At 70.8% G+C, this 18,888-nt stretch carries 17 protein-coding genes; 11 read left to right on the plus strand and 6 right to left on the minus strand.

Annotated elements, in window-relative coordinates; genetic code table 11:
* Positions 1-43 precede the first annotated feature (43 nt).
* Complete coding sequence (locus tag AB5J49_RS20075; RefSeq protein WP_369170005.1) at positions 44-625, plus strand: 5-formyltetrahydrofolate cyclo-ligase; 582 nt, start codon at positions 44-46, stop codon at positions 623-625.
* 84 nt (positions 626-709) lie between these two features.
* Here the strand turns inward: AB5J49_RS20075 and AB5J49_RS20080 are convergent, their stop codons facing one another.
* Positions 710-3,463, minus strand: coding sequence for a penicillin acylase family protein (locus tag AB5J49_RS20080; protein ID WP_369170006.1), 2,754 nt, complete (start codon positions 3,461-3,463; stop codon positions 710-712).
* Positions 3,464-3,691: 228 nt separating this feature from the next.
* Here AB5J49_RS20080 and AB5J49_RS20085 point away from each other — a divergent pair, with 228 nt between their 5' ends.
* The 6 genes from AB5J49_RS20085 (at position 3,692) to mscL (ending at position 9,396) form a co-directional block, all read left to right on the plus strand.
* Positions 3,692-5,242, plus strand: a complete 1,551-nt coding sequence (locus tag AB5J49_RS20085) for a potassium/proton antiporter (protein WP_369170007.1) — start codon at positions 3,692-3,694, stop codon at positions 5,240-5,242.
* Positions 5,243-5,479: 237 nt separating this feature from the next.
* The gene (locus AB5J49_RS20090) at positions 5,480-6,772 is read left to right on the plus strand and encodes an MFS transporter (RefSeq protein ID WP_369170008.1); all 1,293 of its coding nucleotides are present in this window, start codon (positions 5,480-5,482) and stop codon (positions 6,770-6,772) included.
* A 67-nt stretch (positions 6,773-6,839) separates the two neighbouring features.
* A complete protein-coding gene (locus AB5J49_RS20095; RefSeq protein ID WP_369170009.1) occupies positions 6,840-7,169 on the plus strand; it encodes an FmdB family zinc ribbon protein in 330 nt (109 codons plus the stop codon).
* A gap of 77 nt (positions 7,170-7,246) precedes the next feature.
* Positions 7,247-8,089, plus strand: coding sequence for an S-methyl-5'-thioadenosine phosphorylase (locus AB5J49_RS20100; RefSeq protein WP_369170010.1), 843 nt, complete (start codon positions 7,247-7,249; stop codon positions 8,087-8,089).
* Positions 8,090-8,229: 140 nt separating this feature from the next.
* Entirely contained in the window at positions 8,230-8,790 is a 561-nt protein-coding gene (locus tag AB5J49_RS20105; RefSeq protein ID WP_369170011.1) for a hypothetical protein, read from the plus strand.
* Positions 8,791-8,937: 147 nt separating this feature from the next.
* Positions 8,938-9,396: a large conductance mechanosensitive channel protein MscL gene (mscL, locus tag AB5J49_RS20110; RefSeq protein WP_369170012.1), complete on the plus strand. Its 459-nt coding sequence runs from the start codon at positions 8,938-8,940 to the stop codon at positions 9,394-9,396.
* A 4-nt stretch (positions 9,397-9,400) separates the two neighbouring features.
* On the opposite strand, the gene AB5J49_RS20115 is transcribed toward mscL, so the two are convergent.
* On the minus strand, positions 9,401-9,577 hold the full coding sequence (locus AB5J49_RS20115) for a hypothetical protein (protein ID WP_369170013.1): 177 nt from the start codon (positions 9,575-9,577) through the stop codon (positions 9,401-9,403).
* A gap of 126 nt (positions 9,578-9,703) precedes the next feature.
* Between AB5J49_RS20115 and AB5J49_RS20120 the strand changes: the two genes are divergently transcribed.
* From AB5J49_RS20120 to AB5J49_RS20135, 4 genes are all read left to right on the plus strand, one after another.
* Entirely contained in the window at positions 9,704-10,942 is a 1,239-nt protein-coding gene (locus AB5J49_RS20120; RefSeq protein WP_369170014.1) for a low temperature requirement protein A, read from the plus strand.
* 59 nt (positions 10,943-11,001) lie between these two features.
* Positions 11,002-12,030 carry a P1 family peptidase gene (locus AB5J49_RS20125; protein ID WP_369170015.1) on the plus strand — a complete coding sequence of 343 codons (1,029 nt, stop codon included), beginning with the start codon at positions 11,002-11,004 and terminating at the stop codon, positions 12,028-12,030.
* Between the two features lie 169 nt (positions 12,031-12,199).
* Positions 12,200-13,417 (plus strand): Ig-like domain-containing protein, encoded by a 1,218-nt coding sequence (locus tag AB5J49_RS20130; RefSeq protein ID WP_369170016.1) that lies wholly within the window; start codon positions 12,200-12,202, stop codon positions 13,415-13,417.
* A gap of 177 nt (positions 13,418-13,594) precedes the next feature.
* On the plus strand, positions 13,595-14,341 hold the full coding sequence (locus tag AB5J49_RS20135; protein WP_369170017.1) for a DUF6227 family protein: 747 nt from the start codon (positions 13,595-13,597) through the stop codon (positions 14,339-14,341).
* A 91-nt stretch (positions 14,342-14,432) separates the two neighbouring features.
* Here AB5J49_RS20135 and AB5J49_RS20140 read toward each other — a convergent pair whose 3' ends face one another.
* From AB5J49_RS20140 to AB5J49_RS20155, 4 genes are all read right to left on the minus strand, one after another.
* The gene (locus AB5J49_RS20140) at positions 14,433-14,687 is read right to left on the minus strand and encodes a hypothetical protein (protein WP_369170018.1); all 255 of its coding nucleotides are present in this window, start codon (positions 14,685-14,687) and stop codon (positions 14,433-14,435) included.
* On the minus strand, positions 14,615-16,852 hold the full coding sequence (locus tag AB5J49_RS20145) for a fructose-specific PTS transporter subunit EIIC (protein ID WP_369170019.1): 2,238 nt from the start codon (positions 16,850-16,852) through the stop codon (positions 14,615-14,617). Before AB5J49_RS20145 ends, AB5J49_RS20140 begins: the two co-directional genes overlap by 73 nt.
* Positions 16,853-17,093: 241 nt before the next feature.
* Positions 17,094-18,056 (minus strand): 1-phosphofructokinase, encoded by a 963-nt coding sequence (gene pfkB, locus AB5J49_RS20150; protein WP_369170020.1) that lies wholly within the window; start codon positions 18,054-18,056, stop codon positions 17,094-17,096.
* Positions 18,057-18,068: 12 nt separating this feature from the next.
* Positions 18,069-18,830, minus strand: a complete 762-nt coding sequence (locus tag AB5J49_RS20155; RefSeq protein ID WP_369170021.1) for a DeoR/GlpR family DNA-binding transcription regulator — start codon at positions 18,828-18,830, stop codon at positions 18,069-18,071.
* Positions 18,831-18,888: the final 58 nt, after the last annotated feature.

The raw sequence follows: 18,888 nt of genomic DNA on the forward strand, positions 1-18,888 counted from the left end.
ACCAGTGAGTCACATCGGGCGTCCGGCCGAGACTGACAAGCGAATGTTGCGGCGAGAGTTCCTCGCGGTGAGAAGCAGGTTGACAGCGGTTGACGTGCAGGTATCGGCGTCCGCGCTGGCCGGGCGGGCACTGGAGCTGCCCGAGCTGGCGCATGCGCGCACGGTGGCGGCGTACGTCTCCGTGGGGAGTGAACCCGGCACGCTCGCACTGCTGGACGCGCTGCGCGCGCGGGGCGTGCGTGTCCTGCTGCCCGCCCTCCTGCCCGACAACGACCTCGACTGGGGCGCGTACACCGGAGAGGACTCCCTCGCCCGCGTCCAACACGGCGGAAAGATGGCCCTCTTCGAGCCCACCGGCGAGCGCCTCGGCCCGGACGCCGTGACCGACGCCGACGTCGTGCTGCTGCCGGGCCTCGCGGTCGACGCGCGCGGGATGCGCCTGGGGCGCGGCGGGGGGTCGTACGACCGCGTCCTCGCCCGGCTGGAAGGCGCGGGCGCCCATCCCTCGCTCGTGGTGCTGCTGTACGACTCCGAGGTCGTCGAGCGCGTCCCGGCGGAGCCGCACGACCGGCCGGTGCACGCGGTGGTGACGCCGTCGGGCACGCGCCGTTTCCGGGAGCCCTGAGCCGCGCTCCGCATGCGAAGGGGCCCTCCACGCGCGCGTGGAGGGCCCCTTCGGCACTTGCCTCAGCCGTTCACCGTCGGCGACTCATGGCTTGAGCACCAGGTGGTCGCTCGTGCTCTCGTCGACCGCGTCGTCCGAGAAGGACCAGTCGAGCAGTTCACCGTCGGCCCACTTGTCCGTCTGGTCGGTGTAGTGGGCGCTGTAGGCGTGCCCGGAGGCACCGGTGAGGTTGATCCACTTCGACTTGTCGAGGTCGCCGAGGTTGACCACCATCCGCATCGACGGCACCCAGACGACGCCGTAACCGCCGGCGGCGTTCCAGCCCGAGGCGTTGACCGTGGCCTCGCCGCCGCTGAGCTTCCAGGGGCCGCGGTTGAGGATGTACTGCAGGAAGCCGGGGCCTTCGGTGCCGAGGGTCTGGTTCTTCAGGAACAGGCGGTGCAGCCGGCCCCAGCTCCAGGTGTCGATGTCCTTGCCGAGCTTGGCGGTCAGCTCCCAGCGGGCGTCGATCATGGCGCGCTTGAACAGCTCGTCGCGGTTGGCGGCCGCCGGGCGGGTGCCCGACCTCGGCGTGCTCCACCAGTCGCTGTCCTCGTCGTTCATGAGGCTGCGCACCACCTCGAACCAGCGGTCGCCGCCGTCCGGCTGCGCCTGGTCGGCCTCGCGCTCACCGCACTCGCGCACCTTCTGCGTCTCGTCCGCGGGGCCGGTGGTGTTCACGGGGTCGACCCACAGGCACTGGCCCTCGACCCGCAGCTCCTTGGGCAGCTTGTTGCCGAAGGCGAGCTTGAGGATGTTGCGCCAGACCGAGTTGAAGTAGGCGGCCGCCGCCGAGTCGGCGTCCTGGGTGTAGTCCCAGCCCTCCAGGAGCTCCTGCGCCTGACGGACGTCCTTGTCCTCGATGTCGATCTTCAGCAGCTTGGGCACGAGCAGCTTGGCGATCTCACTGCTGTTGTCCAGCTGCATCTGGCGCATGTCGTCGGTGGAGATCTTGCCGCCGTCGTCGATCTTCGACTGGATCAGGTCGGTGATGCGCTGGCTGCGGGCGCCGTAACCCCAGTCCGTGGTGAGCGTGTAGGGGTACTTGGCCTTGTCGACCACGGCCTGGTTGGCGGTGACGATGTAGCCGCGGGTCGGGTTGTACTCGTACGGCAGCTCGTCCTGGTCGATGTAGCCGGTCCAGCGGGACTTGGCGTCCCAGCCGGGCGCCGGGACGGAGCCGTCGTAGCCCTGCGCGCGCGTGGGGATCTTGCCGGGCAGCGTGTAGCCGATGTTGTCCTTGGTGTCGGCGTAGATCAGGTTCTGCGAGGGCACGTCGAACAGGGTGGCCGCGGCCCGGAAGTCGCTCCAGTTCGCCGCCCTGTCCATGGCGAAGACGGCGTCCATGGAGGTGCCCGGGCTCAGTGCGGTCCAGCGCAGCGCGATGCCGTAGCCGTCGCCGCGGTCGGGGGCGGCGGTGTCGACGGCGGCCTTCCTGCCGACCTTCACGAGCTCGCTGCTGCGGTCGGACAACAGGGGCCCGTTGTTGGTCTCACGGACGACGATCTTCTTGGGCGTGCCGCCGGCGACCTCGATGGTCTCCTCGCGCGCGGTGAAGGGGACCGTCTTGCCGTCGTACAGGTAGCCGTCGCCGGAGAGCTTCTCCAGGTAGAGGTCGGTGACGTCGACGCCGGAGTTTGTCATGCCCCAGGCGATGTTCTGGTTGTGGCCGATGACCACGCCGGGCATGCCCGCGAAGGTGTAGCCGGTGACGTCGTACTGGCACTTGCTGGAGATCGCGCGGCAGTGCAGGCCCATCTGGTACCAGACGGACGGCAGCGACGCCGACAGGTGCGGGTCGTTGGCCAGCAGCGGCTTGCCGGTGATCGTGTACTTGCCGCGGACCACCCAGGAGTTGGAGCCGATGCCGTTGCCGTTCACGCCGACGGCCGTCGGGAGGTCGTCCAGGACGTTCTGCAGGCCCGACAGCTGGCTCTGCAGGCCGGCGGAGGCGGAGGCCGTGCCGCTCGTGGAGCCGCCGGCCGACGAGCCCGCGGAGGACGTGCCGCCGTTCTGCTGGAACGTCTTGGTGACCTCGTCGTACCGGCCCGCCTGGACGATCGTCTTGTTCCGGCCGTACGGGTACTGCGGGTACAGGTCCGCGATCTCCTTGGGGCCGAGGCGGCTGGTCATCAGGGCGCGGTCGATCTCGTCCTGCATGTTGCCGCGCAGGTCCCAGGCCATCGCCTTCAGCCAGGAGATCGAGTCGACCGGGGTCCACTTCTGCGGCTTGTAGTCGTTGGTGAACCCGAGGGCCGCGTACTCCAGCGAGATGTCCTTGTTGTCCTTGCCGTCCAGGTAGGCGTTGACACCCTTGGCGTAGGCCTGGAGGTACTTCTTGGTGGAGGCGGATAGCGTCTTGTCGTATTCCTGCTGCGCGATCCGGTCCCAGCCGAGGGTGCGCAGGAACTCGTCGTTGTCGACCTGGCTCTTGCCGAACATCTCCGACAGGCGCCCGGACGTCATATGGCGGCGCACGTCCATCTCGTAGAACCGGTCCTGCGCCTGGACGTAGCCCTGCGCCATGAACAGGTCCTCGTCGGAGGAGGCGTAGACCTGCGGGATGCCGTAGTCGTCGCGCTTCACGTCGACGGGCCCGGACAGGCCTGCGAGCGTGAGTGAGCCCTTGGTCTGCGGGAAGGAGGCCCGGACGGTGCTGATGGACCAGTACGCCCCGCCGGTGACGCCTCCGACGAGGGCCAGCACCAGCACGAGGAGCAACAGACGGGCTCTGCGCCCCTTCTTCCTGCCGGACTTGCCGGGCTGCTGACCCGTGGAGGCGGTGGTGTTGGGGGGCATCGCTGTCCTTGCTGTCCTAACGCGAGCGGCAGGCGGTCCTGGAGTGCTGGAGCAACCATAGGCGCAGGGCCCGGTCCAACTTGACGCGGAGTAGGGAACCAGCGCGGACGGACGTTCGATCATGCATCGCCGAGTGTCAAGAAATCGTCAAGAGTTAGGTAAGGTAACGAAGTACTTGGATGCGGAGTACCGCCACTTCGTGTCCTATGTACGTGAGCCCACGCGCGTGTGCGCGCGGGCCAGGGAAGGGAACGGCCGCTGACTGTCCACGACCTCAACCAGCTCCTGCTCGTCTGCTCGCTCGTCCTGCTCGTCGCCGTCGCAGCGGTCCGGATCTCCTCGCGCAGCGGGCTCCCCAGCCTGCTCGTGTACCTGGGCATCGGCGTGCTCATGGGCCAGGACGGCATCGGCGGCATCCGCTTCGACGACGCCGAACTGACCCAGGTCATCGGGTACGCGGCACTGGTCGTGATCCTGGCCGAAGGCGGTCTCGGCACGAAGTGGAAGGAGATCAAGCCGGCCCTTCCGGCCGCCACCGCGCTGGCGCTGGTCGGGGTCTCGGTGAGCGTCGGGGTCACGGCGGCTGCCGCGCACTACCTGGTCGGGCTGGATTGGCGGCAGGCGCTGATCATCGGGGCGGTCGTCTCCTCGACCGACGCGGCCGCGGTCTTCTCCGTCCTGCGGAAGATCCCCCTCCCCTCGCGCGTGACGGGCACCTTGGAGGCCGAGTCCGGCTTCAACGACGCCCCCGTGGTGATCCTGGTCGTCGCCTTCTCCCAGTCCGGCCCGATCGAGCACTGGTACGCGCTGCTGGGCGAGATAGCCCTGGAGCTGGCCATCGGCGCCGCCATCGGCATCGCGGTGGGCTGGCTCGGCGCCTGGGGCCTGAGGCACGTGGCGCTGCCCGCCTCCGGCCTCTACCCGATCGCCGTCATGGCCATCGCCGTCGCCGCCTACGCGGCGGGCGCCTCGGCGCACGGCAGCGGCTTCCTGGCGGTGTACCTGGCCTCGATGGTGATGGGCAACGCGCGGCTGCCGCACTGGCCCGCCACGCGCGGGTTCGCCGACGGGCTCGGCTGGATCGCCCAGATCGGCATGTTCGTCCTGCTCGGCCTGCTGGTCACCCCGCACGAGCTGGGCGACGACATCCTGCCCGCGCTGCTCATCGGGCTGGTGCTGACGATGGTGGCGCGCCCGCTGAGCGTCGTCGCGTGTCTGACGCCGTTCCGGGTCCCCTGGCGGGAGCAGGCGCTGATGTCCTGGGCCGGGCTGCGCGGCGCCGTCCCCATCATCCTGGCGACGATCCCCATGGTGGGCGGCGTCGAGGACAGCCGCCGCATCTTCAACATCGTCTTCGTCCTGGTCGTCGTCTACACCCTGATCCAGGGACCGACGCTGCCCTGGCTCGCCCGCATGCTGCACCTCGGCCAGGGCCCCGAGCCCGCCGACCTCGGCATCGAGTCGGCGCCGCTGGAGCGGCTGCGCGGACATCTGCTGTCCGTCGCGATCCCCGACGGCTCGAAGATGCACGGCGTCGAGGTCAACGAGCTGCGGCTGCCCGCCGGGGCCGCCGTCACCCTCGTCGTCCGCGACGGAAAATCGTTTGTTCCGCTGCCGACGACGGTGCTGCGCCTCGGGGACGAGCTGCTCGTGGTCGCCACGGATCCGGTACGGGACGCCGCGGAGCGCCGACTGCGCGCCGTGGGGGCCGGGGGCAAGCTGGCCGGATGGCTGGGGACGAACGGAGCGACCTCCACCAGGCGACCCAATCGCAGGTGAAGCACTGGGCAGTGCTCATTTTCACAGGGGCAGCGGCCGCTGTTCCCTGTACTATGCAGGCGTCACCCAGATCAAACCACCTCTGCCTGACGCAGAGCTGGCGCGACCGTATGGCGGCCGGGACGCCCTTCCTCAGCAGGCGCCGGTATCTACCGCAGTTCCGCGCGACAGGACAGCTCTCGGCGCCGCCCCCCACCCGACGGGGCCGCGCTACCAGGCGGCAGAAAGGCACGGGCCGTGGCATCCACGGTCACCATCGAGCCGTCGAAGGACTCGTCGGCCTCCTCCCGCCCGGGATACGGACAGCTGCTGCGCACCCGCGGCGCCTGGACGTTCCTGCTGCCCGGCTTCGCGGCGCGTCAGCCGTTCGCGATGCTGACCATCTCCATCGTGCTGCTCGTGCAGCACACCACCGGCTCCTACGGTGCGGCGGGCGCCGCCGCGGCCGTCACCGGCGTCTCCATGGCGGTGTTCGCGCCCTACAGCGGCCGTCTCGCCGACCGCTACGGGCAGCGCACCGTGCTGATCCCCGGCGTGCTGGTGCACACGCTGTCGGGACTGACCCTGACGACGCTCGCCCTGAACCACGCCCCCTTGTGGGCGCTGTTCGCGGCGGCCGTGCCGACCGGTGCCTCGGTGCCGCAGGTCGGGCCCATGGTGCGGGCCCGCTGGGGCGTGAAGCTCCAGGGCTCGCCCCTGATGACGACCGCGGCGGCCTTCGAGTCGGTCACGGACGAGCTGACCTTCGTCGTCGGTCCGCTGCTGGCCACCGCCCTGTGCACCACCGTCGACCCGGCCGCGGGCCTGGTCACGGAGGCCGCGCTCACACTGCTCGGCGGTCTGCTGTTCGCCGCCCAGAAGAGCACCCAGCCCTTGGTCGCCGTCGACGGGCACGCGCGCGTGGAGCACGCTTCCGCGCTGCGCGTCCCCGGTGTGCGCGTGCTGATCGTGACCTTCCTCGGCATCGGTTCCGTCTTCGGCGGCATGCAGGTCTCCCTGGCCGCCTTCACCGAGTCGATCGGCGAGCCCGGCCTGAACGGCGTCCTGTACGGCACCTTCGCCACGGGCAACATGCTCTCCGGCATCGCCTGCGGCGCCATCGCGTGGAAGGTCTCCCCGCAGCGCCGCCTCGTCGTCGGATACGCCGCCCTCGCGCTGGCCGCGTCCGGCCTGTGGGCCGCGCACTCGGTGCTCGTCCTGGCCGGCCTCGGTCTGCTGGTCGGCATGTGCATCGCGCCGGCGCTGATCACCGGGTACACGCTGGTCGAGGACCTGGTTCCGGCCGGTGCCCGCACCGAGGCGTTCACCTGGCTCACGGGCGCGGTGGCGCTCGGCCAGGCCGCCGCCGTCACGGTCGCCGGACAGCTGGAGGATCGCTTCTGGGGCGGCGCCGGGTTCCTGGTGCCGACGGGCGGGACGCTGCTCGCCCTGGCGACCCTGGTGGCACTGCGTTCGCGGCTGGCGGCGCGGCCCCGCGGCCGTACCGTCGCACGTGGCGTCGGTCACCGAGTCCCGGTAGCAGTGGACTGAGCGGCCGGAATACGTCACTATTGACCGTCGTTAGCACTCATCGAGTGAGAGTGCCAGGAGGAAGACAGTGCCCACCTATCAGTACCAGTGCACCGAGTGCGGCGAGGGCCTCGAGGCGGTGCAGAAGTTCACCGACGACGCCCTGACCGAGTGCCCCAGCTGCCAGGGCCGCCTCAAGAAGGTGTTCTCCGCGGTCGGCATCGTCTTCAAGGGCTCCGGTTTCTACCGCAACGACAGCCGCGGCTCCTCGTCGAGCAGCTCGCCGGCGTCGTCGAAGCCGTCGACGTCCGCCTCGTCCGACTCGTCCTCTTCTTCGTCCGCCTCGACGTCTTCTTCGTCGTCCTCGGACTCGAAGTCGTCGAGCTCCGGCACCTCCTCCAGCAGCTCCGCCGCGTAACACCTGCTTCTTACGGGACCCTGTCGTCTTGCGACGACGGGGTCCTCGGTGTTCGAGGGGGCGGTTAGGGTGCGGTCATGGTGAACAAGGCGAACGCAGAACTCGGCGTGATCGGCGGCTCCGGCTTCTACTCGTTCCTCGACGACGTGACCGAGATACAGGTGGACACCCCGTACGGGCCGCCCAGTGACTCCCTCTTCCTCGGCGAGATCGCCGGCCGACGGGTCGCCTTCCTCCCCCGGCACGGACGCGGTCACCATCTGCCGCCGCACCGGATCAACTACCGGGCCAACCTCTGGGCGCTGCGCTCGCTCGGCGTGCGCCAGGTCCTCGCGCCGTGCGCGGTGGGCGGCCTGCGTCCCGAGTACGGGCCTGGCACCCTGCTCGTGCCGGACCAGCTGGTCGACCGTACGAAGTCCCGGGTGGGCACGTACTTCGACGGGCTGCCGCTGCCCGACGGCACCGTGCCGAACGTGGTGCACGTCTCCCTGGCCGACCCCTACTGCCCCGCCGGACGTACGGTCGCGTTGAAGGCGGCGCGCGGACAGGACTGGGAGCCGGTGGACGGCGGCACGCTGGTCGTCATAGAGGGGCCGCGCTTCTCGACCCGTGCCGAATCGTTGTGGCACCAGGCCCAGGGCTGGTCGGTGGTGGGCATGACCGGCCACCCCGAGGCGGCCCTCGCCCGTGAACTCGAGCTCTGCTACACCTCGTTGACGCTGGTCACGGACCTCGACGCGGGCGCCGAGACCGGCGAGGGCGTCTCGCACGACGAGGTGCTGCAGGTGTTCGCGGCGAACGTGGACCGGCTGCGGGGCGTGCTCTTCGACGCGGTGGCCGCGCTGCCGACGAACGAGGAGCGGGACTGCCTGTGCACCAAGGCGCTGGGCGGGATGGATCCGGGGTTCGAGCTGCCGTAGGGCTCTCCGGCGGGCGGAAGTCCTCGTTCGGGTGCGGGAGTTTTCCACAACCGGCCAGTAGTCCACCGGGCCCGGCGGGCGGCGGCGCGATGCCTCATCGTGGGCTCGCAAGCCGTTCCGTCGTCGCAGGTGGTGTCCTCATGTCCATGGCTCCGTCGTCCTTCTCCTCTCCCTCTCCCGTTGCTCCGCTCCCCCCGGGCACGGACGCTCCGGCCACGTGCGAGGTGCCGCACTTCGCCCCCGTACGGGTACGCGGCGGGCGGTATCGGCTACGCCGGCTCGTGCGGCACCGGAGGCGGGCCGTGGCAGCCGGGCTCGCCGTGACCGCGGCAGCGCTCGTGGCGGCGGGCCCGCGGGAAGCGGGGCGGGAGGCCGACGGGGCGCCCGGGCATCCGGTGGCGGAGCCGGTACGCCAGCACCGGGCGGTCGAGCGGGTGTCCGCGCCGGTGCGGATCGCCGACGGGGCGACGGTGCGGCTGCTGCGGCCCGGTGACCGGGTCGACGTGATCGCCGCGCAGGACACGGCCGCGGGCGGCGCCTCCCATGTGGTCGCGCGCGGCGCGCGGGTGACGAAGGTGCCGGAGCCGCTGGACGCCGCGACCGAGAGTGGGGCGCTGGTCGTGCTCTCGGTGCCGCGCGCCACCGCGGCACACCTCGCGGGGGCGAGCGCTACGGGACGGCTGGCGGTGACGCTGTGCTGAGCCGGGTCGCACGTGTCGTGCGCATGGCAGTCAAGGCCCTGTCAAGTCCCTCCTTCCGGTGGCGCAATTGGACAGGATGGCCCAGCCCTGACGTAGGTTGCGGAGCTGTTTGTTCCGCAACCTGTGCGCGCGAGGAGAGGCTCCGAAGTGAGCGAGAAGAAGGAACCGGGCATCTGGGACGGCTTCAAGGCCTTCCTGATGCGCGGGAACGTCGTCGATCTGGCTGTGGCGGTGGTCATCGGTGCCGCGTTCACCAACATCGTCAACGCGGTGGTGAAGGGGATCATCAATCCGCTGGTCGGCACGATCGGCACCAAGAACCTCGATCACTACAGCTCGTGCCTGAGCACGTCGTGCAAGGGCGATCAGGGGATCCAGATCCTGTGGGGCTCGGTCCTCGGCGCGACCCTCAGCTTCGTGATCACCGCGGCCGTCGTCTACTTCCTGATGGTCCTGCCGATGGCGAAGTACCTGGCCGGGGTGGAGGCCCGCAGGAAGGCGAAGGAAGGCGCCCACGAGGTCATCGAGGTGACCGAGCTGGAGGTGCTCAAGGAGATCCGCGACGCACTGGTGGCGCAGCGCGGTTCGGGGCACGACGAGCGGTAACCGCTCAGAGGTGGTGGGGAGGCTTCTCGTCGAGGAAGCGCTTGAGGTCGGCCGCGCTGTCGGTGCCCGGCCGATCGCCCCACCCGCGGTCCGTGTCGTCCGAGGACTGCTGGTCCAGCGGGTCGTCGAAGATCAGCGCGGGCTTCGGCTCGCGCGGCTCGGGGGCGGGGGAGTCACTCATGCGTCCAGGGTACGGCCCGCACGAGGGCCCTCCGCGGCGACAACCCTCTCGGCGGCGGCCCAGGCGCTTGCGCGCTGGTGATCCCTTCGCAAGAAATTCCCCGCCCCATCTGCTGTGCTTGACCCCATGACGTCCAGTTCGACTCCTGCGCCGGACTCCCCCCGCACACCGGGAAGCCGCCGACCGCTGCGCAGACTCGCGGCGCGTGGCCGTGGTGAGGTGCATCGGGCCGCCACCCCGCTGGAGCTCTTCTTCGACCTGTGCTTCGTCGTGGCCATCGCCCAGGCGGGCATGCAGCTGGTGCACGCCGTCGCCGAGGGACACGCGGGCGAGGGGATCCTCAACTACGCGATGGTGTTCTTCGCCATCTGGTGGGCCTGGATGAACTTCACCTGGTTCGCCTCGGCGTACGACAACGACGACGTGCTCTACCGGGTCGTCACCCTGATCCAGATCGCCGGGGTGCTGGTCCTGGCGGCAGGGGTCTCCCGGGCGTTCGAGGACCACGAGTTCCTGGCGGTGCTGCTGGGCTACGTGATCATGCGTCTCGCCCTCGTGACGCAGTGGCTGCGGGCGGGCAGGTCCAGCGAGGGCGCGGAGAGGACGATGGCCCTGAGATACGCCGTCGGCGTGCTGCTGTGCCAGATCGGCTGGCTGGGGCTGGTGCTCCTGCCCGAGGATGCCAGGCCCTGGGTGTTCCTGGTGATGGCGATCCTCGAGATGTGTGTGCCGCCGTACGCGGAGAAGGACCATCCCACGTCCTGGCATCCGCGCCATATCGCCGAGCGGTACGGGCTGTTCACGATCATCGTGCTCGGCGAGACCATCGCCGCGGCCACGGTCGCCGTGAAGACCGGCATCGACGAGAACGACGCGCTGGGCGACCTGCTGCCGATCGCCGCCGGCGGACTGTTGATCATCTTCGCCGCGTGGTGGATCTACTTCGTGGTGCCGATCCACGGTCACCTGCGCTCCAACAAGCAGGCGTTCCTGTGGGGTTACGGCCACTATCTGGTCTTCGCCTCGGCGGCAGCGATCGGCGCGGGCCTGGAGGTGGCGGTCGAGCAGGTGGTCGGCAAGGCGCACATCTCGACGCTGGCCGCGTCGGCGGCGGTGACCCTGCCGACGGCGCTCTATCTGCTCACCGTGTGGGCGCTGCACTCGCGTCACTTCAAGGTGGGCATCGCCCAGCAGCTGGTGCTGCCGACCACGGCCCTGCTGGTGATCTGCTGCACGTTCCTGGGCGACTGGGCGGTGCTCGCGGCCGGCCTCGTCTCGGCGGGAGCGGTGGCGACCGGGGAGACACTGACGGCACGCAGGTCGGCCCGGGAGCGCGGGACGGCGGCGCGGGCGCCGGTCGCCTGACCGGCCCCACATGGCCGGACATCGCGGGAGCGCGCCGGTGGCTGGACGAGACTGGCCCCATGACAGTTGACGCTCTGACAGATGTCGCCGGGCTGCGCGTGGGGCACGCGACGCGCAAAGACGACGGTTGGCTCACCGGCACCACGGTCGTCCTCGCACCCGAGGGCGGGGCCGTGGCAGCCGTGGACGTACGCGGTGGCGGTCCCGGCACCAAGGAGACCGACGCACTCGATCCGCGCAACCTCGTGCAGAAGGTCGAGGCGATCGTGCTGACCGGCGGCAGCGCGTACGGGCTCGACGCGGCGTCCGGGGTGATGGCCTGGCTGGAGGAGCGGGGGCGCGGGGTGCGCGTGGGGGTGGATCCGGCGCATGTCGTGCCGGTGGTGCCCGCGGCCTGCGTCTTCGATCTGGGCCGGGGCGGCGACTTCCGGGCGAGGCCGGACGCGGCCACCGGGCGTGCGGCGGTCGAGGCGGCCGCGGCGAGTAAGGCCGGGGCGGCCGTGCGGCAGGGGTGCGTGGGTGCCGGTACGGGGGCGACGGTCGGGTCGGTGAAGGGCGGGGTCGGCACGGCGAGCGTCGTTCTCGACTCGGGGATCACGGTGGCGGCGCTGGTGGTGGCCAACGCGGCGGGGGCGGCGGTGGATCCGCAGACGGGGGTGCTGTACGGGGAGTTGTTCCAGGGGCGCGTGGACTATCCGCAGGAGCAGGTCCATGAGGCCGCGCGGGTGCGCCTCGCCGAGATCGCGGCGAAGAACGCGCCGCCCCCGCTGAACACCACGCTCGCGGTGGTCGCCACCGACGCGGACCTGTCGAAGGCGCAGGCGCAGAAGCTGGCCGGCACGGCGCACGACGGCATCGCACGCGCCGTACGGCCGGTGCATCTGCTCAACGACGGGGACACCGTGTTCGCGCTGGCCACCGGGGACCGGCCGCTCGACGCCGGGCACCCGCTCGCGCTCAACGAGCTTCTCGCGGCGGGCGCGGACGCGGTGACGCGGGCGATCGTGCGGGCCGTGCGCGCGGCCGAGTCGGTGGACGGACCGGGTGGAGTGTGGCCGTCGTACGGGGAGTTGTACGGGGAACGCTGACGACAGGGGGCAACACTGAGGGGGTGGCACCTGTTCCGCGTGGTCGATTGTCGCGGTTGTGTCACGTGATGGCATTCACCGCGCACGGCGGGAACCCGGTCCGGTGACGGTGGCCTCTTCCACCGTGGAACGGAACGGATCCCGCAAATCGTAAGAACTGGAGCAGCTCGTGACAACGCCGGACATAGCAGCGCGGCGCGCACTGGGGGCCTGTGCCGCCCTGATGATCGGCGCCCTGACCCTCACCGCCTGTGGTGGGAGCGCCAACGCCGACAACGACGACAAGGGGGGCAGTGACTCTTCCCATGCGTCCGCCGCGAAGATCGTGATCTCGGCGAAGGACGGCTCGACAGGCGCGTCGATCAACACGACCGGCGTGAAGGTCAGCGACGGCAAGCTGACCGACGTGAAGATGACCGTGGCGGGGACCGGGAAGGCCGTGCCGGGTTCCCTGTCCGCCGACGGGGGCAGCTGGCAGCCGAAGGAGCAGCTGGAGCGGGGGACGAAGTACCAGATATCAGCCACCGCGAAGGACGACGACGGGCGCACGGCCGCCGCCGACTCCGACTTCACCACGGTCTCTTCGGCCGACAGCTTCATCGGGACCTACACACCCGACGACGGCACCACGGTCGGTGTCGGCATGCCGGTGTCGTTCAACTTCGACAAGGCGATCAGCGACAAGAAGGCCGTGCAGTCGCACATCAAGGTCACCTCCAGCAGCGGGCAGAAGGTGGTCGGGCACTGGTTCGGGACGCAGCGGCTCGACTTCCGGCCCGAGGAGTACTGGAAGGCCGGCTCCAAGGTCACGATGAAGATCGACCTGGACGGCGTCGAGGGCGCGAACGGCGTCCGCGGGGTGCAGAAGAAGGCGGTCACCTTCGCCATCGGCCGCTCGCAGGTGTCCACCGTCGACGTGAACACGCAGACCATGACGGTCGTGCGCGACGGCAAGACGCTCAAGTCGGTCCCGATCTCGGCGGGCAGCTCGGAGTTCTCCACCTACAACGGGCAGATGGTGATCTCCGAGAAGTACAAGCAGGTGCGCATGGACAGCCGGACGGTCGATCTCGCCGACGCGTACGACATCAAGGACGTGCCGAACGCGATGCGACTGACGCAGTCGGGGACCTTCCTGCACGGCAACTACTGGTACAACAAGGGCAACCCGCCCTTCGGCAGCCAGGGCACCAGCCACGGCTGCGTCGGCCTGCGGGACATGCGGGGCGGGCAGGGAGACACCCCCGCCAAGTGGTTCTACGACAACTCGGTCCTCGGTGACGTGGTGATCGTCAAGAACTCCCCCGACAAGACCGTCGCGCCGGACAACGGGCTCAACGGCTGGAACATGACGTGGAGCGAGTGGGTCGCGGGCAGCGCCGCGTGAGCCACTGAGTACCGTCCGAGCAGGGATTCTTGACAGTTCGTCGGGTCGCGCGGGAACTTCTCGCGCGACCCGCGCGTTTTACCGGACGTACGTTTTCTCGGTTCCCGGACATGATGTCCGCCCGAGGGGCTACGGTATGCACCCACAAGGTGACATGCAGCAACGCCGGGAGAAACCTTGAGCGTTCCGTACGAGACGGCAGCGTACGAACCACCCGAGTCGCCGGAGTCTCCGGAGGAGCACCTCGCGCGACTCCTCGGCCGCGCCCTGAACTCCTTCGAGCTGCCCGACGAGACGATACGGCGGCTCGACTGCGCGCTGGCTCATGACAGCTCGCTGCACTCCGCGCACCACAGCGCGGGACTGCACCGCGAGACGTACCGGCACACCTGGCTGCTCGCCGACGGCTCGGCGCTCACCCTGTGGGAGCTCGTCCACAACACCGCGCAGGACCGCGCCCCACAGCACGAGGTGTACGTCGACGAGGAGGAGCTGCGCGCCGCGACCGCGCGGCTGCCGCTGCCGCCGGACGCGCCGGACTTCGAACTTCCGGTGACGGTGCAGCTGTCGCCGATACCCGCGCCTCGGCACGCGTATGCGCCGGACGACTCGGCCGACCACGCGCGCCGGTTACTGCGCCGGGCGGAGAACGCCGACCGGCCGGACGCGGAGACGGCCGCGCTGCTGACCACGGCGTTCGCACACCAGATCACACAGGCCTTCGGGCGCCCGGGCCGCGCGAGGCGCGCCGGCTTGTGCTTCTCGCTCTACGAGCACGCCTTCCTCCTGCACGACGGTAAGGAGATCTCCCTCTGGGAGGTCGAGCACACGGCGACACCCGACGGGCGGCACATGTGCGAGGTGTACGTCAGCGAGGACGCGGCACGCGATGCGATGGAGCGGCGGGCGGCGCAGGTGTCGTAACACCGGCTCCGCCATACAGCGCGGGTGCGGTGCCGCCGGGCCGGCCCCTCTTTTCAGTGACCGTCGGCGATTTCAGCAACCCTCGCCGATTTCAACGACCGTCGCCGAGCTGTCGTACGAGTCCCGCGAACGCGTCCCGTTCCGCCGGGGTCAGCTCCACGGCCTCCAGCTCGGGGGCGGTCTGCCGCTGGTGCGGGAGCGCGGAGAGCACCGGGACCGAGCGCCACGGCGACGACCCGGTGCGGGCACGGCGCAGGACGCGGGTCAGGCCGATCACCCAGAGCACGGCCGCCAGGGCGAGCACGACCGGCCCCAGCAGCTGGAGGAACGAGACGTGCTCAGGCATGCGCCCCAGTAGACACCACGGTCCGGGCCTTTGGGCCCGGACCGTGACGTATCTCGCAGGTGCCGTGAACAACTCACAGCGCCCCAAAGGGACAAGCGGGAGGCCTGCCCGGCGGGGGGCTTACGCCGCCCCGGCTGCTTCGCCTCCGCGGCCGCGGCCGCCGGGGACTCGGCCGCCGAGGTGCCCTCCGGGGCCGTCTTGCGCATGCCCTTCAGGAGGATGACCAGGCCGGTCGTGACCGCCGTACCGACCGCGATGGCCAGCAGGTAGAGGAACGGCTTGCCGATCAGGAAGGTGACCCAGACACCGCCGTGCGGGGCGCGCAGGGTCGAGCCGAAGGCCATGGTCAGCGCGCCGGTGACCGCGCCGCCCGCCATGGAGGCGGGGATGACGCGCAGCGGGTCGGCCGCGGCGAACGGGATCGCGCCCTCGGAGATGAAGGAGGCGCCCAGCACCCAGGCGGCCTTGCCGTTCTCGCGCTCGGCCGTGGTGAACAGCTTCTTGCGGACGGTGGTGGCGAGGGCCATGCCCAACGGCGGGACCATGCCCGCGGCCATGACGGCGGCCATGATCTTCATCGCGGAGTCGCTGGGGGCCGCCACGGAGATGCCGGCCGTCGCGAAGGTGTAGGCCACCTTGTTGACGGGGCCGCCGAGGTCGAAGCACATCATCAGGCCGAGCAGGACGCCGAGCAGGATGGCGTTGGTGCCGGAGAGGCTGTTCAGCCAGTCGGTCAGGCCCTTCTGCGCCTCGGAGATCGGCTTGCCGATGACCACGAACATCAGGAAGCCGACGACCGCCGAGGAGACCAGCGGGATCACCACCACCGGCATGATGCCGCGCAGCACCGGCGGGATGTCGATCCGCTGGATGCCGAGCACCACACCACCGGCGATCAGACCGGCGACCAGACCGCCGAGGAACCCGGCGCCGATCGTCACGGAGATCGCGCCGCCGACGAAGCCGGGCACGAGTCCTGGCCGGTCGGCCATGCCGTAGGCGATGTATCCGGCGAGGACCGGGACGAGGAAGCCGAAGGCCGCCGCGCCGATCTGGAACAGCAGCGCGCCCCAGCTGTCGACCTGGCCCCAGTCGAAGTGCTCGGTGACCGACTTGGCCTCGTTGATCTGGTAGCCGCCGATCGCGAAGCCGAGGGCGATCAGCAGACCGCCGGCCGCGACGAACGGGACCATGTAACTCACGCCTGACATCAGCCACTTGCGCAGCTTGGTGCCGTAGCCCTCGCCGGGCTCGCCGGCGCGTTCGACGGGGGTGCCGCCGCCGGGCCTGGCGGCCGCGGTGACCTCGCCGCGCTCGGCCTTGGCGCGCACCTCGGCGATGAGTTCGGCCGGGCGGTTGATGCCCGCCTTCACTCCGACGTCGACGGTTGGCTTGCCGGCGAACCGGTCCTTCTCCCGTACGGACACGTCGTGGGCGAAGATCACGCCGTCCGCCGCCGCGATGACGGCCGGGTCGAGCCGGGTGAAGCCGGCCGAGCCCTGGGTCTCGACGACGAGTTCGACGCCCGCCTCGCGGCCCGCGTTCTCCAGGGACTCGGCTGCCATGTACGTGTGGGCGATGCCGGTCGGGCAGGAGGTGACGGCGACGATACGGAACGGGCGCTCGGCGGGAGCCTCGGAGGTGGTGCCCGTGGCGGCGTCGGCGGAGGCCGCCACCGACGACGCCACGGAGTCTTCGGAATCGGCGGCATCGGCCGCCGGGGGCTCCTCGCCCCGGATCAGCGCCGCCGCGGACGCCGCGTCGCCCGCCGACCGCAGCGCGTCCGTGAACTCGGCGTTCATCAGCTGGCGGGCCAGCGACGACAGGATCGTCAGGTGGGCGTCGTCCGCACCGGCGGGGGCGGCGATCAGGAAGATCAGGTCGGCAGGACCGTCCGCCGCACCGAAGTCGATGCCAGCGGCGCTGCGCCCGAAGGCGAGCGTCGGCTCGGTGACGTGCTCACTGCGGCAGTGCGGGATACCGATGCCCCCGTCGAGGCCGGTGGGCATCTGTGCTTCGCGCGCGGCCACGTCGGCGAGGAAGCCGTCGAGGTCGGTCACCCGACCCAGGGCCACCATGCGCTCGGCGAGGGCACGCGCCGCCGCTTCCTTGGTGTCGGCGGACAGGTCGAGATCGACCAGGTCCGCGGTGATCATGCCGCTCATCGCGGGCTCCTTCGCTCGCGTATCGCCCGGGGAGTCTGGTGGGCGCAGAAGGGGACGGGGGTGCGGTGGGGGGTGACAGGTGTGGAGTGGGGGGTGGGGGAGGCGAGGTCGGGGAAAGCCCGCCTCCCCCGGGCGGCAGAGCGGCTCAGGAGGCTCTGCCGTCCGTCGGCGGGCGTGAGTAACGCCGAGCTTCGCCGCTTACGGACCGGATCGGCAAGAACTGTGACAACCACGACATGCGTCATGACGCCGACTCCTTCAGTACGCGGTCCACCAGTACGCGGTCCACGGGCACCTCGGCCGTGACCGTCACCGCCGCCATGTCCAGGTCGCCCGGGGCCGGCATCACGCTGCCGGGGAGCTGCACGGCCGCAGCACCGTGCGCGACGGCGGAGGCGAGCGCCTCGGGCCCGCTTCCCCCGGCGATCAGAAAGCCGGCGAGGGAGGAGTCACCCGCGCCGACGTTGCTGCGTACGACGTCCACGCGCGCACTGCCGAACCAGGCGCCCGCGTCGTCCACCAGCAGCTGCCCGTCAGCGCCCAGGCTCGCGAGCACGGCGCGCGCGCCCATCACGCGCAACTCCTCGGCCGCCTTCACCGCGTCACCCACGGTGGACAGGGGGCGCCCGACCGCTTCCGCGAGCTCCTCGGCGTTCGGCTTCACCACGTCGGGCCGCGCACGCAGGGCTTCGAGGAGGGCGCGCCCGGAGGCGTCCAGCGCGATCCGCGCGCCGCCCGCGTGTGCCCGGGCAACCACATCGGCGTACCAGGAGGGCGCGAGCCCCCGGGGCAGGCTCCCGCAGCAGGCGATCCAGTCGGCGTCGCGCGACTGCTCGCGGACCGTCTCCAGGAGCAGCTCCTGCTCGGCCGCGGACAGCTCGGGACCGGGTGCGTTGATCTTCGTCAGTACCCCGTCCGACTCCGCGAGCGCGATGTTCGAGCGGGTGGCCCCGGCGACCGGGACCGGCGCCACCTCGATGCCCTGCGCGTCGAGCAGGTCGGCGACGAGCGCGCCGGGCGCACCGCCCAGGGGCAGCACCGCGACCGTGCGCTGTCCGGCGGCCGCGATCGCGCGCGACACGTTCACGCCCTTGCCGCCCGGGTCCATGCGCTCGCCGGTGGCGCGTATGACCTCGCCACGGTCGAGGGACGGGACCTCGTAGGTGCGGTCCAGGGACGGGTTCGGGGTGACGGTGAGGATCATGCGCACTCGTTTCTAAACACACAGCACTTCCGTGCCGCCGCGCTCGATCGCGGTGGCGTCTTCGGGGCTCAGCCCGCTGTCGGTGACCAGCAGGTCCACGTCGCTCAGGTCACCGAAGCGGGCGAAGTGCTCCTGGCCGTGCTTGGAGGAGTCGGCCAGCAGCACCACACGGCGGGCCGCGGCCACGGCCGCGCGCTTGACCGCGGCCTCGGCGAGGTCGGGGGTGGTCAGACCATGCTCGGCGGAGAAGCCGTTGGCCGCGACGAACAGGACGTCGGCACGAATCTCGCCGTACGCCCGCAGCGCCCAGGCGTCCACGGCGGGGCGCGTACGGTGCCGTACGCGCCCCCCGACCAGGTGGAGCTGGATGCCGGGGTGGTCCGCGAGGCGGGCCGCGATGGGCAGGCTGTGCGTGACGACGGTGAGGGACGCCTCCAGCGGCAGCGCGGCGGCGAGGCGGGCCACCGTCGAACCGGCGTCGAGGATCACCGTACCCTCGGTGGGCAGCTCGGCGAGGGCCGCCTTCGCGACGCGGTCCTTCTCGTCGGCCGCCGTCGACTCGCGCTCGGCGAGATCCGGCTCGAAGTCCAGCCGCCCGGCCGGGATCGCACCGCCGTGCACCCGGCGCAGGAGCCCGGCGCGGTCGAGGGCCTTCAGATCCCGGCGGATCGTCTCCGCCGTCACCTGGAACGCCTCTGCCAGCGACAGGACGTCCACTCGGCCGCCGTCACGGGCGAGCCGGAGGATCTCCTGCTGCCGCTCCGGTGCGTACATGTCCGTTCGCCTCCGAACTGTGCCCGAACTTGTGGTTTCGCAGGGAGGCTACGCCCGG

The sequence above is a fragment of the Streptomyces sp. R28 genome, assembly GCF_041052385.1.
Taxonomy (GTDB): domain Bacteria; phylum Actinomycetota; class Actinomycetes; order Streptomycetales; family Streptomycetaceae; genus Streptomyces.

Coding starts and splice junctions, on each gene's coding strand:
- AB5J49_RS20080 (WP_369170006.1), bottom strand. CDS start 3,463: ATGCCCCCCAACACCACCGCCTCCACGGGTCAGCAGCCCGGCAAGTCC.
- AB5J49_RS20105 (WP_369170011.1), top strand. CDS start 8,230: ATGTCCATGGCTCCGTCGTCCTTCTCCTCTCCCTCTCCCGTTGCTCCG.
- AB5J49_RS20100 (WP_369170010.1), top strand. CDS start 7,247: ATGGTGAACAAGGCGAACGCAGAACTCGGCGTGATCGGCGGCTCCGGC.
- AB5J49_RS20120 (WP_369170014.1), top strand. CDS start 9,704: ATGACGTCCAGTTCGACTCCTGCGCCGGACTCCCCCCGCACACCGGGA.
- AB5J49_RS20155 (WP_369170021.1), bottom strand. CDS start 18,830: ATGTACGCACCGGAGCGGCAGCAGGAGATCCTCCGGCTCGCCCGTGAC.
- AB5J49_RS20140 (WP_369170018.1), bottom strand. CDS start 14,687: ATGCCTGAGCACGTCTCGTTCCTCCAGCTGCTGGGGCCGGTCGTGCTC.
- AB5J49_RS20075 (WP_369170005.1), top strand. CDS start 44: ATGTTGCGGCGAGAGTTCCTCGCGGTGAGAAGCAGGTTGACAGCGGTT.
- AB5J49_RS20115 (WP_369170013.1), bottom strand. CDS start 9,577: ATGAGTGACTCCCCCGCCCCCGAGCCGCGCGAGCCGAAGCCCGCGCTG.
- pfkB (WP_369170020.1), bottom strand. CDS start 18,056: ATGATCCTCACCGTCACCCCGAACCCGTCCCTGGACCGCACCTACGAG.
- AB5J49_RS20145 (WP_369170019.1), bottom strand. CDS start 16,852: ATGAGCGGCATGATCACCGCGGACCTGGTCGATCTCGACCTGTCCGCC.
- AB5J49_RS20125 (WP_369170015.1), top strand. CDS start 11,002: ATGACAGTTGACGCTCTGACAGATGTCGCCGGGCTGCGCGTGGGGCAC.